Here is a 17,452-nt window from a genome sequence, read left to right on the forward strand (position 1 = left end):
CCGTCCTTGGAACTCCTGCTCTTGAATTTCACACCCACATTCATACTCCACCCGGGTCACGTGAGCTTGCACCGCCGCATGGGACCATGAAACGTATCCGACCCGGAAGCGTCCTAGAATGGGCGGCGAGCCATCGAACCGAAGGCTGTGGGCCTGCAACGCCGACCACCAATAACCGCGGAGGAGCCGTGGAATGGTCGAAGACCGGGCAACCTGCGATTCGACAAGGAGGACTGATGACAGATAGTAATCAGCAAATCACGGCTGCCGATGCGACCCTGGTCACATCCGGCACCGGGACCAAGGGGCCGGAGGAACGCAAGCTGCCTCAATCGTTGGATGAGGACATGGCCTTGTGCCTGCGGCTGCTCAGGGATGTGTTGGGGGAATTCGATCAACAGCTGCTCAAGCGGTTCGACTCCCTGCGCGAGGACGTGATGACGGCCAGCGCCGAGCACTTCAACCGCCACCCCTCGGACCCCGTGCCTGACGAGGACGGCCTGTCCAAGGCTGTGGCCCTGATCGACGACACCTCAGTCAAGGATTCCCAGTTGCTGGCCCGCGCCCTGACCACCTACTTCCATCTGGCCAACCTCTGCGAGGAGAACTACCGGGTGAAGGTCCTGCATGAGCGCGAGGGCAAGGTGGACCTGAAAGTCAAGGGCACCGACCCCATCAACGAGATGACCAGCGCCTACAGCCAGCTCCTTCAGGAGATGGGCCCGGCCAAGGCCTCGGAGCTGTTGGAGAAGCTGGAGTTCCACCCCGTCTTCACCGCCCACCCCACCGAGGCGCGGCGCAAGGCCGTGGAGGGCAAGATCCGGCGCATCGCCAACCTGCTGGCCGTCCGCCGCGGCCTGGGCGGCTCCGAGCTGGAGGAGAACGAGCGTCTGCTGCACAACGAGATCGACGCCCTCTTCCGCACCTCGCCCATCGCAGCCAAGAAGCCGACGCCCGTCGAAGAGGCCAACACCATTCTGGACATCTTCGACGCCACGCTCTTCGAGACCATTCCCAAGGTCTACCGCCGCTTCGACGACTGGATGCTGGGCAAGAAGGCCGGCATGGTCAAGCCCGTCTGCCCTGCCTTCTTCCACCCGGGCAGCTGGATCGGCTCCGACCGGGACGGCAACCCCAACGTGACAGCCAAGGTCTCGCGCAAGGTGGCGCGCAAGTTCTCCGACCACATGCTCGAGGCGCTGGTCAAGGCCACCACCACCGTGGGCCGCAATATGACCATGGAAGTGACCACCACTCCTCCCAGCTCCGAGCTGAGGAGCCTGTGGAGCCACCAGAAGGAGATGAGCGAGCGACTGACCGATAGGGCCACCACCATCTCGCACAACGAACTGCACCGTGCCGTGGTCCTGGTCATCGCCGACCGTCTGCAGGCCACCATCCAACGTGACGCCGACCTCATGTATGCGGACTGCGACGACTTCATCGCCGACCTGCGCGTGGTCCAGGACTCCCTGGCCAAGGCGGGGGCAGTTCGTCAGGCTTATGGCCCCCTGCAGGATCTGATCTGGCAGGCCCAGACCTTCGGCTTCCACATGGTGGAGATGGAGTTCCGCCAGCACTCCCTGGTCCATGCCCGCGCCTTGGAGGACATCCGCGAGCATGGCCTACACGGCGAGCGCGGCGAGCTGCAGCCCATGACCCACGAGGTGCTCGACACCTTCCGGGCCCTGGGAGCCATCCAGAAGCGCAACGGCCAGAAGGCCGCCCGCCGCTACATCATCTCCTTCACCAAGTCGGCGCAGAACGTCAAGGACGTCTACGAGCTCAACCGCCTGGCCTTCGAGCATGCCGAGGACGTGCCGGTCATCGACGTGATCCCCCTGTTCGAACAGCTGGAGGACCTGCAGAACTCGGTGGACGTGCTTGAGGAGATCATCAAGATTCCCGAGGTCCAGGCCCGGCTCAAGGAGACCGGCAACAAGATGGAGGTCATGCTGGGCTACTCCGACTCCTCCAAGGATGCCGGCCCTGTCTCGGCGACCCTGGCCCTGCACTCCGCCCAGGAGCGCATCGCCAAGTGGGCCGAGAGCCACAACATCGATCTGACCCTCTTCCACGGACGCGGCGGCGCCGTAGGCCGTGGCGGCGGCCCTGCCAACCGTGCCGTGCTGGCCCAGCCTGTGGGCTCCGTCAACTGCCGGTTCAAGCTGACCGAACAGGGCGAGGTCATCTTCGCCCGCTATGGCAACCCGGTCCTGGCCATCCGCCACATCGAGTCCGTGGCCGCGGCCACCCTGCTCCAGTCCGCGCCCAGCGTGGAGGAGCGCAACACCACCATGACCGAGAAGTACGCGGACATGGCCGACAAGCTGGACCAGGCCGCCCACGAGCGCTTCCTGGACCTGCTGCACACGCCGGACTTCGCCCCCTGGTTCTCCATCGTGACGCCCCTGAACGAGATCGGCCTGCTGCCCATCGGCTCCCGGCCCGCCAAGCGCGGCCTGGGAGCCAAGTCCCTGGACGATCTGCGGACCATACCCTGGGTCTTCTCCTGGGCGCAGGCCCGCATCAACCTGGCCGCCTGGTATGGCCTTGGCACCGCCTGCGAGAAGTTCGGCGACTTGGAGACCCTGCGTCAGGCCTACGAGGAATGGCCGCTCTTCAGCACCTTCATCGACAACATCGAGATGAGCCTGGCCAAGACCGACGAGCGCATCGCCAAGATGTACCTCTCCCTGGGCGACCGGGACGACCTGAGCCAGAAGGTGCTCTCGGAGATGGAACTGACCCGCAAGTGGGTCCTGCAGATCGTGGGTGACGAGTGGCCCCTGCAGCACCGCCACGTGCTGGGCCAGGCCATCCGGATCCGCTCTCCATATGTGGACGCCCTGTCGGTGACCCAGGTGCGCGCCCTGCGCACCCTGCGCCGTCGCAACGACAAGGAGGAGCTCAGCAAGAGTCAACAGGCCGACTTCATCTACCTGATCCTCTGCACCGTTTCGGGAGTCGCCGCCGGCCTGCAGAACACCGGCTGATTACCGCTTAGTAGTTTAAGAATGCGGCCCCGTTCTCTTGCAGATAGCAGGAGGCGGGGCCTCATTACATCCAGTCGTCTCTTGACACGAGTTTTGCGTTTTTTCGAGTAAAATGTTGAGTGTAGTGGTGTTGGGGAGTTGGCTGGGTTTCGATATGGCTTGTACGGCTGGCGCTGGGGCGGCTTGAGGACTGGGGAACTGGACGGCTTCCTGACGGATGGAACGTTGTAAGCAGGGATTCATCGGCACCTTCCTGGGGATGTTCGAAGTGGCTGTGTCCGGTGTGGGCGAAAGGTTGTCGGCTTATGCATCAGGGTACCCGTCTGCGTCGCGCCTCGGCGACGACGATCCTCCTGCTGGGCCTGCTGGCAGGCCTGGGCGCCGCGACCGCCGACGCGGACGCTCCCCCATCCATCGAGGAGGGCCGCCAGACCCCCCACACAGCTGGACAAACCCCCGGCAGCGCAGCCGGCACACCGCTGCCCTCGCCCTCGCCGCTGGAAACCGCCCCGCCCCTGAACCCCCAGGCATCAAACCCCGGCACCCCGTTAACGCCGAAGGACACCACCAACGGCGCAGACCCCTCTCCGGCCAAGCCATCCGACAAGACGGACGAGCAGGCCGCGCACACGGTGCGCTTCGACCCGGCCGACGGCAGCAAGCCAACACAGGCGAGCGTGAAGACCGGCACCCTCGCCACGCCCCCGCAACACAACCCTCAACGTGATGGCTTCAGGTTCGACGGATGGACACGTGACGGCCAGCCCTATGACTTCCAGACCCCCATCCTGAAGGACACCACCCTGACAGCCAAATGGACGAAGACCACGGACTGGAAGCTGAGCCCGGAGCACGGGCCCGCCACCGGCACCCGGCTGACCATCAGCCCGCCCGACAGGCAGGAACCCTACTACACGAGCATCCAAGCCGCAGGAGACCAGACTGTGGGCCTGACCGGGGACGGCCGCATCCACACCTGGACACAGGACCACACACCCGTGCAGGTGCCTTCCCCCACGCAGGCATCCGACGGGTTCCACTACCTGCAGGCCGCGGCAGGCGACCAATGGCAGGCGGCACTCGGATCCGACCAGCACATCTACACCTGGGACAGCCAACAATCAACGCCCACCATCCTCGACACCGGACAGGACACCCGGTTCACCAGCATCAGCCTGAACGGAGACCGGCTCCTGGCCGTGGACCGTAAAGGACAGGTCCACGCCTTCCAAGACAGCCAGAAAGACAGCCGGGACCCGAATCCGAAACTCCTGGAGCAGGCCACGACCATCCTGCCCGGGAAGGCGCAGGCCGTCACCGCCGCCGCCTCCGCCAGCCGGACCCTCATCGTGGACTCTGACGGGCAGGCCTGGACCTGGGAGACGAGCAGCCCCGGCGATGTCAAGCCCGAACCCGTCAGGCAGGACCCGGGCACGCGCACCGTCCAGGCGCAGGCCCTCAACCAGGGGTTCCTCCTCCTGGACGCGGACGGGCAGGCCTGGTACCTGGCCGACAGCACAACCAACCCGACAGCCGTCAGCCCGCCGGAGGGCATGAAAGCAAGCAGGATCACGGCAGACAAGAACCAGGCCATCATCACCGACTGGGAGGGCCGCGTCTGGGCATGGAAGCCCGGCGGAACCCCCGTCCGGGCGGACAACAGCAGCCAGCCATGCACGCAGGCCGTCCTTGCAGACGGCAGGATCACCGCCGTCAGCAGGCAGGGCGGCCTCCACCAGTGGAGCCTGGACGGGCAGGGCCGGCCCGGCCAGCCAGCCCGGCTCGACACCACCCAGGCGCCCACCCTGGAAACAGCCAGCATGGACGGCCAAGCATTGACACTCACCAGGAACAACGACGCCTGGCAGACGGACATACCCGCCCACACGCCAGGAGAGGCCACCATCACCATCACCGGCAGTCAGGACGGCCAGCCCTTCACCAGAAGCCTCAACTACACCGTCGACCAGCCGCTGACCAGAGACATCCGACAAGGCTCCACCCACACGGTCAGCTTCGACACAAACGGAGGAAGCCAGGCGCCCCAACCCCAACAGGTCCCCTACCCGTACGGGCGAGTGCAACGACCCACCCCCGACCCAGTGCTCGAAGGCCACCAGTTCGACGGATGGTTCATTAGCGACATCGCCTACGACTTCAGCAAGCCCGTCACCGACAACCTCACCCTCACCGCCAAATGGACACCAAGCACATGGACCATCAACCCCGACAAGGGCAGCCAGTTCGGCAACGAAACCACCACCATCACCCCACCCCCTGGCCAAGGCATCAAATTCAACCAGATCAGCGGCTCAAGAGATTTCGGAGACAGAGGGTTTACTTTGGCGGTCGGCAGTGACGGAAACGCTTACGCATGGGGAAGAAACAACTACGGCCAGCTCGGCGACGGGACACTCACACAGCGAAACAAACCCGTCATAGTGAAAAAGCCTGCAGGCGCGTCGGCGGATTTCACATACGTGCAGGTCAGCGCTGGGGATGAGCAGTCGTTGGCAGTGGGCAGCGACGGATACGTGTACGCATGGGGGAATAACGAATCGGGTCAGCTCGGCAACGGCAGTAGCGGCGGCTATTCGACCGTTCCCTTGCGCGTGATTGACCCTAACGATCCCCGCAGTGGGCTGACAGCTGTACAGGTGAGCGCCGGATACTATCATTCCTTGGCGATTGATGCGAGAGGGAACATCTGGGCATGGGGATTCAACCAGTTTGGCGAGCTCGGCAACGGCAACAACATCAACTCAGCAATCCCCACGCTAGCGCAATACCCCAGGGATGCAGGCACAGTGACAGCCATACAAGTCAGCGGAGGATTTCACCATACGGCGGCAATAGACACGAAGGGGAACACCTGGTCATGGGGATGGAACTGGTTCGGCCAGCTCGGCAACGGCAACAACATCGACTCAGCAATCCCTGTGCCAGTGCAATACCCCAGGGATGCAGGCACAGTGACAGCCATACAGGTGAGTGCCGGAGCCGATCATTCGTTGATAATAGACACAAAAGGAAACACCTGGGCATGGGGATGGAACCAACTGGGTGAGCTCGGCAACGGTTCCAGCAGCGCTGACGCGAATCCTGTTCCAGGAATGGTGAAATATCCCGAGAACGCGGGCACAGTGACAGCCATACAGGTGAGTGCCGGCGGCTATCACTCGCTGGCGATCGACAAGAACGGTAACGCCTGGGCGTGGGGAGGCAACGATAGCGGTGAGCTTGGTATCGGCACTACTAGCAAATCGGAGATTCCCGCGCTGGTACAGTACCCCAAGAATGCAGGCGCGGTGACAACCGTACAAGTGAGCGCTGGCGGCTATCACTCGCTGGGAATCGATAAAGAGGGAAAAACCTGGGCATGGGGATACAACCAGTTTGGTCAGCTCGGCAACGGCACTATCAGCAACTCATCGATTCCCACTCCGGTGGCGTTCAACCTGTCCCCGGTGATCAGCAGCGTTACGTTCGACACCAGCCCTGCCACGAATCTGAACTATATAAACGACAGCAGTGTCACGGTCTTGACACCTGAACACCTGCCGGGCCCGGTCACGGTCAGCGTGGGCTACACGCTGGGCGGCGAGGGAAGCACCCTGATTAACAAGTCCCTCACCTACACGTACCTGCCTGCAGGCGTGCTTCCCCGGGCTGGAGGGGAAGGCATCCTCCTCGCCTTCGCTACGGGCATGACCGGCATGGGCGGGGTTCTGGCTTCACGCCGCCACAGGAGGGAAGCACACCAACTGTTGCACGCTTCGCACGAGTAAGACAGGCCTGGGACGGATCAATCCCCCCGCCCGCGCCTGGAGGAGGCGGAAACACGGCCGGAACGGCCACGGGCATACAACCACAGCCAGCCCGGCCGCTGTTTACTCATTCCGTCAGCCGTGAGTTCCGCCGACATTGGATCAGGCTGTCATAGTCATTGCGCGATGATAGGGTTGTATCACTGTACAAAGACGCAGAAACGAATGACATGCACCGTCTGTTGGGGAGACAGTCGGCAGAGTTCTTGGGAGGCTCTGTAAATGTCATTATCGAATATTCCCCGCTGTGCTTCGCACGAGTAAGGCCGGATTCCCATCACTGCAATCCGGCGAACAGGCGGCTGTGCCCATCCCAACCGAGCACGGCCGCCATCTACTTCTAGACGGCGGAAAGATACCCGTCGTAGCGCTCGGGCATGTCCGCGAACTCCAGGCCAGCCGGCTCATACCAGGAGTATCGGCGAGCGCCGCCGTCGTCAGTCCAAATTTCAGGGCAGTCGTTGACCAGCCAGTCCGAGGGGATGGCATGGGCGCCGCCGGTCGAGGCCAGGGCCAAGGCCTGCCCGAGCTGGTCCTCCTGGTCGGCGGTCAGGCTGCCGGGGCGGGCCGAGAAGAAGAGCGGGGTGCCGGTCCTCGCCAGCAGGTTCATCCACTGGCGGTTGAGCTCCCAGTCGATTGAGTCGGATATGCCCACGCAGTCGGCGTCGGTGGCGTAGAAGCTCCCGTTCTGAGGCAGGCGGAAGGCCAGGGTGTTGACTCCGATCTGCCTGGTCCGCTCCCACTGCAGGCCGCTGGTGTCGTCGCCGGTCCGGTTGATCTGCATGAAGCCGACGCCCAGGTGGCCGACCACATTGCACCCCTGAACCAGCATCCCGGCCTTGGTAGCCTGCTCGAAAATGGCCCGGTAGAGCTGCTTGACCACCTGGGCGCTGGTCAGGCTCCGGTCGTAGAAGTGCCAGCCGTCCGGGCTGGGCCAGGGGTTCATCTGGAATCCCCACCTGCCCAGCAGGTCGAAGGTACTGAAATCATGCTTGACCAGCTGGTAGCCCCACTCCCCCAGCTGGGCGACGTCCTGGCGGATGTAGTCCAGGGCCTGCGGGTTCGAGGGGTCCAGGCATCCGTTGTGCGGGAGCCTGAACTGGTCGGCAATGGCCTCGTCCTCGTTGAGGAGCGGACGGTACCAGATGCCCGGTTTGATGCCCATGGCCTTGATCTGGTCGGCCAGGGCGCCCATGTCGCCGAACTTTTGGTTGCCACGCCGCCAGGGGCCGCCGTTGTAGTCCTCAAGCCGGTGGTGGTCCTGCCAGCCGTCATCCACAACCATGGTGGGGCGGTGGGCGTTGCCCTGGGTCAGGTCGGCCAGATACTCAGCATCGGCAAGAATCCGGGAACGGCTGGAGTCCCCGTAGGCGTAGTACCAGTTGTTGCTCCCGTAGACCGGCTCAGGGGGCATAAGGCCCTTGCGGCTGATCCGGGAGCAGAAGTCACTGGCCACAGCAAAGACCGGGGCGCCAGCCCGCTCCTGGAGCGGATATTGCAAGCAGATGATGGTGGCCGCTTCAAGCTCCCGACCGTCCAGCACCAGGCCACTGCCGCCGTTGCGCAGGTCCAGGAAGAGGGTGATGCCGGCCGTATCGACCTGCCAGAAGCAGAAAGCGTTGGCACCGGTGGCCACCCCGTACCCCTCGGCCTGCTCCTGACCCGCCGCCAGGAAGTACCAGGGCATGAACCGGTTGGCACGCATGGTCTGGAAACCCATGCGGCCGTAGCCACGCTCCCAGGCATCGCCCAGGTAGAGGTCGTCGGAGGACATGGGCCTGGTCCAGCGCAGCGCCAGGGACCGGATGGGGGTGGAGCCGGCGGTCAGGCTGACCGTCAGAGCGGATTCGCCCTTGAGGCTGACCCTCGCATCGGGGGCTGCGTGGAAAGGCCTGCCTGCGGGCGCTGTCTCCCTGTCGGCATCGGTGGTCAGCGTAATCCAGTCCGGCTCTCCCAGGCTAAGGCTGGTTGGGTTCATGATTCAGTGCTCCTTCATCCCCGTGGTGTGGCTGATAGCGGCGGGTCAGACCCGGACCAGGTCGATCAGGCGGATGGTTTCGGGCTGGCAGCGGGGTATGCGAACGCCCACGCGCTCCAGATAGGTGCCGGTGACCTCGGCGGTCCCCAGCGGGCCCGTCGGATCCAAAGGCTCAAGCGAAGCCCTGGGCTTGGCGGGGCCGGTCCAAGCCAGCCGGTACCGGGCCTTGGGATCCAGGCCGGGAATACGTAGATAAACACCACGATTATGCAGGGATTCGTCCAACTGGACATGGGCCAGGATGGCACGGCTGCGGTCGGGGGCCACTACACCATGGGCCAGAACCGAAGGGTCGGCCAGGTCCAGGCGGACCACGCGGCCGGAGTGGAGGAAGCCGCGGTTGGCCTTGTACCAGGTGACCCACTCCTTGAGCCGCTCCAAGTCCTCCTCGCTGGCCTGGCGGATGTCCCACTCGATGCCCATGGACCCGAAGACGGCCGTGGCCGCCCGGAAATCCAGGCTATAGGTTCTGCCGGTCTGCTGGGAGGAGGGCTGGGAGATATGGGCGCCGATGTACTCGGGGGCCACGGTCTGCTCGGTCCAGCGCTGGATCAGCTGCCTGCTCAGGGCATCGGTCATGTCGGAGTTCCAGAAGCGGCGGATCTTCTCGATCACGCCCAGATCGATGCGACCGCCGCCCGAGGCGCAGGACTCCCACTCGACCTTGGGGAAGCGAGCGCGGAGGATGTCCAGCAGGCGGTAGTAAGCCAGGGTCTGCTCATGGATGGCAGGCGCGCCACCGTGGGCCTGGGAACCAGCCTCAAGAAGGTCGCGGTTGTGATCCCACTTGACGTAGTCGATTTGGCAGGACCCCAGAACCTTGGTCATGGCCTCCAGCACATGGTTGAAGGCCTGAGGGTTGGTCAGGTCCAGGACCAGCTGGTTGCGCTGCAGCTCCGGGTTTCTGGAGGATGCCCTCATGACCCACTCAGGATGGTCACGGAAGGCATCCGAATTCGGATTGATCATCTCCGGCTCGAACCAGAGGCCGAACTGCATCCCCAGTTTGTGGACATAATCAACTAAAGGCTCCAGACCCTGGGGCCAGACCGCAGGGTCCACCCACCAGTCGCCCAGGCCAGCCGTGTCGTCCCGGCGCAGGTGGAACCAGCCGTCGTCCAGAACGAGGCGCTCCACCCCGATGTGGGCGGCGCGGTCGGCCAGGTCGCGCAGGGTGTCGAAGTTGTGGTTGAAGGTGATGGCCTCCCAGACATTCAGGATGACCGGCTGCTCGCGCGGATGCTCGGGCAGGGTGCGCTCCCAGGCGTGCAGGCTGTTCATGATCGGATCCATGCCATGGTCGGAGGCCATGACCACGATCCAGGGGGTGCTGTACTCCTGGCCCTGGCCCAAGACCACCTCGCCGGGCAGGAGGAGCTCGCCAGCGCTGATGCCTGCCGGGGTGGCGCTGTTCCGGTCCACCCGGAGCACCGTGTTCCCGCTCCAAGCCGGCTGGACGCAGAGCACCCTGCCGTGATGGAAGTTGAACCCTGGGGTGCCCACCATGACCACGGGGCCCTCGAATCCGGTGCGGCCCCAGCGGAACTCACGCACCCAGGCTCCGTCGGCCAGGTCATGGCGCTGGGGGCTGCGCTCACGCTCGTGCCTGCCGGCGAAGTCCAGAATCTGGGTCTGCTGGTCGTCCAAGGGCAGACGGACCTCCAGACCCTCCAACAGGAAAGGATCGGCGCCCAGATTGCGCAGGGTATGGCGAATCCGCAGGGAGCCGCCGGCCATTGCCTCCACCCTGGTCTCCAACCCAAGCTGGGCATCCTCATCGCGGGCCTTGATGGTCAGCGAGTCGGCGGTCTGCTCGGGCTTGCCCTCCACCAGGAATCGGGGCGACCAGGAACGGCCAGCCTGGATGCCCTCGGGGCCTTGGGCGATCCGATGCCCGGTCAGGCCCGGATGCAGGTAGGTGTTCTGCGCATGCTCCAGCAGCAAGGGCGAATGGGTCGAGGCCCAAGCGGGTGTCTGTTCCAAGCCATCCAGGTCGGGGCCTGCATAGAGCCCCCTGATGTCAGGAATATCGGCACCCGGCGTAATGGGCCCCAGGGCCATATAGGTGAGTGGCTGATCAGAATGGACCGGCTGTGGAAAGAGCATGAAAATTCCTTTGGTAACTACAGCACAAATGTGCAAAAACAACGATGCTTGATGAACCAGTGAGCCGCCCGCCCCACTGCAGTTGGGCGGCTCCTGATTGATAGACTACTTGACTGCTCCGGCCACCATCCCTGCAATGAAGTACTTTTGCAGGAACATGTAGGCGACCACCATGGGGGCTGCCGCAATCAGGGATGCCGCTGCGGCGACGCCCAGATTGTTGGTATTGGCCGAGAAGAAGGAGGCCACGCGAGGAGCGATGGTCTGGGCCGAGGGGTCGGTCAGGATGTAGCTGGACAGGGCGTAGTCGTTCCATACTGTCGAGCCGGTCATGATGATTACGGTCGCCGTCACCGGCTTGAGCATGGGCAGGACCAGGCGCATGAAGACCTGGAGTCGGTTGGCTCCGTCCAGCTCGCCGGCCTCGTCAATCGCCGGGGGTATGGCCTTGATGAAGGCCGTGTAGAGGAAGACCGACAGAGGCAGATTGGTGGCCGTCAGCACCGCGATGATGCCCCAGTAGTTGTTCACCCCGCCGATCTTCACCAGGAAGGAGTAGAGGGGGACCAGAATGCTCAGGGGCGGAATCATCATCATGGAGAGGATGAAGGCCGAGACCAGCTTGTTGAACCGGGTCAGGCGACGAGCCAGGGGGTAGGCCGCAGCCGCTCCAAGGATGCAGACCAGGGCCGTCGTCCCCACGGTCACCACCACGCTGTTGAGCACGGATTTGAGGATGCCGCCCTCATTGACGGCCTCGGACCAGTTGGACCATGCCATGTCGTGGGTGCGCATGCTCAGCGCCGAGCTCAGATCATCCGAGGGTTTGAGCGAGGTGGTGATCGCCAGGTAGAAGGGCAGGAGCTGGCAGAGGCAGACGATGACCAGGAAGAGGTAGATGGCCCAGCGCCCACGCTGGTATGACCGCTCGGCAGGGGTCATCGCATTCTTGTTCTTGCTAGCCATGTTAGGCCTCCCAATCCAGCTTGGCCAGCCCCTTGTTGACCAGCCAGGTCACGATGGCAATCAGGACGAAGAGGAAGACCCCGATGGCCGAGGCATACCCGGCCGCCTGATTGTCGAAGTAGATCGTGCCGATATAGGTCGAGATGGAGTTGGTGGCATACCCGGGGCCGCCGCCTGTCAGCACCTTGACCATGTCGTAGAGCTTCAGTCCTCCGATCAGGTTCAGCACCACGCTGGTCGTGAAGGCGGGCGACAGGAGCGGCAGGGTGATGTTCCAGAACTTCTTCCAGCCGGATGCCCCATCGACCTCGGCGGCCTCGACCACCTCCTGGTCCATGGTCTGCAGACCGGCCAGGTAGATGATCATGGAGACGCCGACGAACTGGATGGAGTTCACCAGCACGATGATGCAGACCGAGAACCCCGCATTGTTGAACCAGGCCACCTTGTGCAGACCCAGCGCCGTCATGACGGCGTTCAGAGCGCCCTGCTGGTACTGGAAGACGAAGTAGTACATGATGCCCATGATGACCGGGGCCACCAGGGCGGGCAGGTAGATGATGGCCCTGATCAGGGTGCGCCCCTTGATCTTGGCGTTCAGCAGCAGTGCCAGAGCCAAGCCCAGGATCTGCTGGAGCACTGTGCTGCCGATGCCGTAGATGAAGGTGTTGATGACCACCTGTTTGAAGTTGGTGTCAGTCAGCATCTGCTTGTAGTTGGCCAGCCCTACGAAGGATTTGGCGTCGTTGTACCCGTCCCAGTTGGTCAGGGAAAGCTCGATCCCCGACAGGAGCGGATAGATGATGAAGATCACCAGGAGGATGACGGCAGGAAGATAGAAGAGATTGATCGAGGCACCCCTGAAGCGGCGACGACGCGGGGAGGAACCCCTGCCGTGGCCAACGGATGCATTCCTGCCATCCCCATGTAACGGTGATTCGGATTGGGTGTCCTGCGAAGGAATCGCCCCTGAGCGACTATCTGTCATGACTCGACTCCTCTTGGTCGACTAATCAGGAAGACTTCTGGCCATACAGGCTGTTGAAGGAGGTCTTGACCTGATCTGCAGCGGCCTGTGCAGTCAGCTGACCGGTCAGCAGACCGTCGGTGGACTTGGCCAAGGTGTTGTACATGCCGTTGGGCAGGTACTTGCGGTCGAAGAAGGGGACCAGCTTGGTCTTCTTCTCGTTCACCCAGTAGTTGTAGGTCGGCTCGAACTGCCCCAGTGCGGACTTGACGCCGGTCAGGGCCGAATCGTTCATGCTCACGTCGACCAGCTTCTGCAGGTTTTCAGGCTCGGCCATGAAGTCGATGAACTTCAGCGCCGCGTCCTTGTTCTTGCTGGTCTTGGAGACGCCGAAGGTCAGGGTGTCCTCGCCGGTGGAGAAGTAGGGCTTGCCGACCTCGGCGGGAACCGGCATCATGCCCAGCTTGACGTTGGGGTTGTAGGACTGGATCAGCTGTGAGCTGCCGTTGGCGCGGAAGGAGAAGCCGACCTTGTCCTGGGCCATCAGCCTGGAGATGTCATCCTGGGAGGCAGAGGTGTAGTCCACATTGAACCAGCCGTCCTTGGCCCACTTGGCCACCCTGGTGGTGTACTTCTCGTAGACCGCGGTGTCGAACTTGCCCTTGGAGAGATCCTTGAGCTGGCTTTCGTCGTACATGCCCGGAAGCATGTAGTCGGCAAGGTCCCCGTTGGGGCCCGCGTCCTTGTTGGAGGAGATGAGCGGGGTGTATCCGGCGGCCTTCAGCTTCGTGCAGGCCTGTTCAAAGGCGTCCCAGGTGTCGATGGACTTGGGATCGATGCCGACCGCATCCAGGACCGTCTGGTTGTACATGATGCCCGACACCTGGATGTCGGCGGGCAGGGCGTAGAACTTGCCGTCCTTGGTCTTGAAGACATCGTTGCCTATCGGCTTGAGCCGCTTGGCCCAGGGCCTATTCTGCAGCGGCTCCAGGAAGTTGCCGTACCGGTCGCGCGACCAGCCGTGGGTGTTCCAGATGTCCGGAGGGTTGTGGCCCGCCAGACGAACCTTGATGTCGTTCTCGTTGTTGTTGGTGCCCGGAACCATCTTGATGGTGATGTCCGGATTCTTGGCCTCGAACTTCTTGCCCAGGCCCTGAAGAGCCTTGAGCTGGGGGGTTCCCGTAGACTGCATGGTCATGAATTCCACGGTCTTCTTGCCCCCGGAGGAGGAAGAGCCGCAGGCAGCCAATGAGGTTATTGCCATAGCGCAGCAGATGCCGACCGCCGCCACCGTCTTGATCCTATTCATCAACCACTCCTTCGTAGGTTGCTTCATTGCCGAACATGTTCCATGCGAACAGGAACTCATTCGTGTTTCTTAATATACACGAGTAGATTTATCTGTCAAATATCTGACGCCGATTGCCTGAACAGCTGCTTTTGAAGACAAGGGCTTTCGCAACGGCTGAAAATTTGGTGCCATTTCCCTTGATTTTCCGGCTATAGCCCGGCATGTGCGGACAGGTCAATGGCGATGTAGAACGGAGTTTGAAAACAATATCAATTCGAGTAGATTCTATATTCCGGGTAGCATGAATTGAGACTGGTGAATAGGCAGATGGGATCGAGCTCTGATGGCTGCAAACGATAAGAAACTCCGACAACGCAGAAGGGCCACACGCACGGATGTGGCCAAGCTGGCCAACGTCTCCACGGCGGTGGTCAGCTACGTCTTCAACAACGGGCCCAGGGCAGTGGCCCCGGACACATCCAAGCGGGTGCGCGAGGCGGCGAAGCTGCTGAACTACCACCCCAACCCCACGGCGCGTGCCTTGCGCACCGGGTATTCCAAGATGCTGGGCGTCATCGTGCCGGATTCGTCCAACCCCTTCAGCGCCGGCATCTACGACGAGCTGCAGACGGTGGCCATGCGGCGGGGGTACTCGGTCCTCTTCATGAACGTGCGTAGCGACCCCGAATTGGAGGAGCAGTCCATCAGGCAGCTGCTGGAGCGCAACGTCGATGCCATTTTCCTCTCATCCTCGCGCAGCTACACACAGCTGAGCATGGCTCATCTTGAGGAGAGCCGCTTCGTCTTCATGGACCAGCCCCACCGGGTGACCAATGCCAAGAGCGTGTCGACCGATTTCTTCCACTCTGGCCTGACCGCCACCCAACACCTGATCGAGCACCGGCACTGCAGCGTCGACATGCTCTTTGGCGGCTCCCCCGACGACCGGGGCGACGCCCGCATCCAAGGCTGGTACGCGGCCCACCAGAACGCCAACCTGCCCGCCGGCAGGATCCGCCAGGCCTTCTTCACACGCGAGGGCGGCTATCGCGCCACCTTGGATCTGATCGACAGCGGCAAGCCGCCCCAGGCCATTTTCGCCGGTTCCGACATGGAGGCCATGGGCGCTCTTCGAGCCCTGCATGAGCGCGGGCTGCGCATTCCCGAGGATGTGGCCATCGTCTCCTTCGACGGCACCGTCGACTCCCTCTACACCTGGCCTCAGCTGACCACCATGCAGCAGGACACTGCGAAAATCGCCGCCTGCGCCATCAATGCGGCCTTGGAGCCGGACCAGGTCCCCGACGTGCAGATCATCAAGGCGGATCTGGTCATCCGCCACTCCTGCGGCTGCTGATACAGCACATCGTGCAAACCGTGGATAATATCCATAGTTTTTCATCAATGCAGACCTACAACATATATCAGAGAAGGCGCTGACGTCACGCCACAAAGGCATTGACGCCAGCGCCTTCTCAGGCTCTATTCAGGCTCGGACCTAGGGGTCAGGCCCCGATCAGATCCAGCATTTCGGGAACGGACTTCTTGCCGAACTCCACGGTCTCCTGGCCATCTTTGCGGATCACGATGCAGGGGACGCTCATGACCTGGTACTGGTCCTTGAGCTCGGGGAAGTGGGCCAGGTCGTAGGCCTCGGCGCGCACCTTGCCGTTCTGGGCAGCCACCCGCTGGGCGGACAGGACCGTGGTCGGGCACATGGTGCAGGTCAGGGAGACCAGCATCATCACGTCCACCTGGTCCTTGATGGCATCGATACGGTCCGAGGTGGGCTGATCCACCTGCTGGCCGGGGCCCGCCGCATTGTAGAGGGCCAGGACAAAGGAGTTGAACTCGTGACCGCTGGGCACGCCATGGAAGGCCAACCCGGTCGGCTGGGACACGCCCTGATCGTCTACGCGGCAGATGCGCACGCTGGGCCGAGCATCGGGCAGGTCGCCGGCGGGATCGTAATCCTTGCCGTCCTCATCCGTGCGGGAGTCCACCCTGGAGGTCAGCTTGCCGTCGGAGAGCCCGACCAGCTCGTCCACGAAGGCCTCCAGCTCCTTGGAGACCTGGCTGCCGTCCAGATCCAGGGCCAGCTCCAGCTTTCCGGTCATCTTGCCGAAGACCATGTCCAGCTGCTTGCGAATGTCGGGCCCGAAGAAGCCGGAGGTCTTGGCCGGAGCCTGGTCGTGCTCCTGGGCCACAGGCGCGGGCGAGGTACCCGAGGCCAGTGCGGAGTTCTCGGCCTGACGCTCGGAGCGGGCGTAGGGGGAATCCTCGGGCCGCGGCGGCACCAGACCAGTCTTGTCCGACATGTTGGAGGCGTAGCGCTCCAGCTCCACGGCGGCTACAGCCCCATCGGAGGTGGCGGTGATGACCTGCCGCAGGTTCTTGACCCGCAGATCCCCAGCAGCGTAGATGCCCGGCACCGAGGTCTCCAGGTAGTCGTGGGTCAGCACGTAACCGTGGTCGTCCAGATCCACCACGCCCTTGAGCATGCCGGTCTGGGGCACGTAGCCGGCGAAGACGAAGACGCCGAAGGTGCCGCCGTCCTGGGGCTTCCAGGTGGTGGTCTGCCCGCTCTTCCGGTCCAGGATGGTAGCCTCGACCAGCCCGCCGGGGCCTGCGGAGACCCCTTTGAGCTCGGTGGAGTAGTGAATCTCGATCTTGTCGTTGTCCCGGGCCTCGTCAGCCACGGCGGCATCACAGGTGAAGTCCTCCTCGCGCACCAGCAGGGTCACCTTGGTGGCGTACTTGGTCAGGAAGACCGACTCCTCAGCGGCCGCGAACCCGCCGCCGACCACCAGGACCTCGCGCCCGGTGAAGAACTCGCCGTCGCAGGTGGCGCAGTAGGCCACACCGCGGCCCGCATACTCCTGCTCGCCCTGGAAACCGATCTTGCGGGGGCTGGCGCCGGTGGCGATCAGGATGCCGAAGGTGCGCAGGTCGCCCCGGGAGGTGTGGACCACCTTGATGTCGCCCTGGGCTTCGATGCCTGTGGCCTCGGCGCTCATGAACTCGGCTCCGAAGTTCTGGGCCTGCTGGCGCATGGTCTCGGTCAGCTTGCGGCCGTCGGTGCTGGCCACGCCCGGGTAGTTGACCACGTCGGCTGTAATGGTGATCTGACCGCCGAAGTCGTCCTTCTCCAGGATCAGGGTGCGATACCGCGCCCGAGCCAGGTAGAGTCCTGCGCTCAGGCCTGCAGGGCCGCCACCGATGATGACCACGTCATAAAGATTCTTGTCTTCCGTCATGAAT

Annotated in this window: 9 protein-coding genes; 3 read left to right on the forward strand and 6 right to left on the reverse strand. The window is 63.2% G+C overall.

The features are described from left to right. Window positions 1-236 precede the first annotated feature (236 nt). Both ACUIAF_RS06035 and ACUIAF_RS06040 read left to right on the forward strand, forming a co-directional pair. The gene (locus ACUIAF_RS06035) at window positions 237-2,996 is read left to right on the forward strand and encodes a phosphoenolpyruvate carboxylase (RefSeq protein WP_445338170.1); all 2,760 of its coding nucleotides are present in this window, start codon (window positions 237-239) and stop codon (window positions 2,994-2,996) included. Window positions 2,997-3,301: 305 nt separating this feature from the next. After that, window positions 3,302-6,784, forward strand: coding sequence for an RCC1 domain-containing protein (locus ACUIAF_RS06040; protein WP_445338171.1), 3,483 nt, complete (start codon window positions 3,302-3,304; stop codon window positions 6,782-6,784). A gap of 379 nt (window positions 6,785-7,163) precedes the next feature. On the opposite strand, the gene ACUIAF_RS06045 is transcribed toward ACUIAF_RS06040, so the two are convergent. From ACUIAF_RS06045 to ACUIAF_RS06065, 5 genes are all read right to left on the reverse strand, one after another. Next, the gene (locus ACUIAF_RS06045; RefSeq protein WP_445338172.1) at window positions 7,164-8,801 is read right to left on the reverse strand and encodes a glycoside hydrolase family 36 protein; all 1,638 of its coding nucleotides are present in this window, start codon (window positions 8,799-8,801) and stop codon (window positions 7,164-7,166) included. 45 nt (window positions 8,802-8,846) lie between these two features. Continuing rightward, a complete protein-coding gene (locus tag ACUIAF_RS06050) occupies window positions 8,847-10,967 on the reverse strand; it encodes an alpha-galactosidase (protein ID WP_445338174.1) in 2,121 nt (706 codons plus the stop codon). Between the two features lie 105 nt (window positions 10,968-11,072). Beyond that, window positions 11,073-11,933, reverse strand: a complete 861-nt coding sequence (locus tag ACUIAF_RS06055; protein WP_144085847.1) for a carbohydrate ABC transporter permease — start codon at window positions 11,931-11,933, stop codon at window positions 11,073-11,075. A gap of 1 nt (window position 11,934) precedes the next feature. After that, entirely contained in the window at window positions 11,935-12,921 is a 987-nt protein-coding gene (locus tag ACUIAF_RS06060; RefSeq protein ID WP_445338176.1) for a carbohydrate ABC transporter permease, read from the reverse strand. Window positions 12,922-12,946: 25 nt separating this feature from the next. Then, a complete protein-coding gene (locus ACUIAF_RS06065; RefSeq protein WP_198189877.1) occupies window positions 12,947-14,209 on the reverse strand; it encodes an ABC transporter substrate-binding protein in 1,263 nt (420 codons plus the stop codon). 325 nt (window positions 14,210-14,534) lie between these two features. Here ACUIAF_RS06065 and ACUIAF_RS06070 point away from each other — a divergent pair, with 325 nt between their 5' ends. Beyond that, window positions 14,535-15,548, forward strand: a complete 1,014-nt coding sequence (locus ACUIAF_RS06070; protein ID WP_445338178.1) for a LacI family DNA-binding transcriptional regulator — start codon at window positions 14,535-14,537, stop codon at window positions 15,546-15,548. A gap of 148 nt (window positions 15,549-15,696) precedes the next feature. Here the strand turns inward: ACUIAF_RS06070 and ACUIAF_RS06075 are convergent, their stop codons facing one another. After that, complete coding sequence (locus tag ACUIAF_RS06075) at window positions 15,697-17,448, reverse strand: FAD-dependent oxidoreductase (protein WP_445338180.1); 1,752 nt, start codon at window positions 17,446-17,448, stop codon at window positions 15,697-15,699. Window positions 17,449-17,452: the final 4 nt, after the last annotated feature.

This window comes from Bifidobacterium sp. ESL0822, from assembly GCF_052606675.1.

Bases quoted from the DNA above. Each gene is read 5' to 3' on its own strand.
- ACUIAF_RS06040 (WP_445338171.1), top strand. From the start codon at position 3,302: ATGCATCAGGGTACCCGTCTGCGTCGCGCCTCGGCGACGACGATCCTC.
- ACUIAF_RS06055 (WP_144085847.1), bottom strand. From the start codon at position 11,933: ATGGCTAGCAAGAACAAGAATGCGATGACCCCTGCCGAGCGGTCATAC.
- ACUIAF_RS06050 (WP_445338174.1), bottom strand. From the start codon at position 10,967: ATGCTCTTTCCACAGCCGGTCCATTCTGATCAGCCACTCACCTATATG.
- ACUIAF_RS06045 (WP_445338172.1), bottom strand. From the start codon at position 8,801: ATGAACCCAACCAGCCTTAGCCTGGGAGAGCCGGACTGGATTACGCTG.
- ACUIAF_RS06065 (WP_198189877.1), bottom strand. From the start codon at position 14,209: ATGAATAGGATCAAGACGGTGGCGGCGGTCGGCATCTGCTGCGCTATG.
- ACUIAF_RS06070 (WP_445338178.1), top strand. From the start codon at position 14,535: ATGGCTGCAAACGATAAGAAACTCCGACAACGCAGAAGGGCCACACGC.
- ACUIAF_RS06060 (WP_445338176.1), bottom strand. From the start codon at position 12,921: ATGACAGATAGTCGCTCAGGGGCGATTCCTTCGCAGGACACCCAATCC.
- ACUIAF_RS06035 (WP_445338170.1), top strand. From the start codon at position 237: ATGACAGATAGTAATCAGCAAATCACGGCTGCCGATGCGACCCTGGTC.
- ACUIAF_RS06075 (WP_445338180.1), bottom strand. From the start codon at position 17,448: ATGACGGAAGACAAGAATCTTTATGACGTGGTCATCATCGGTGGCGGC.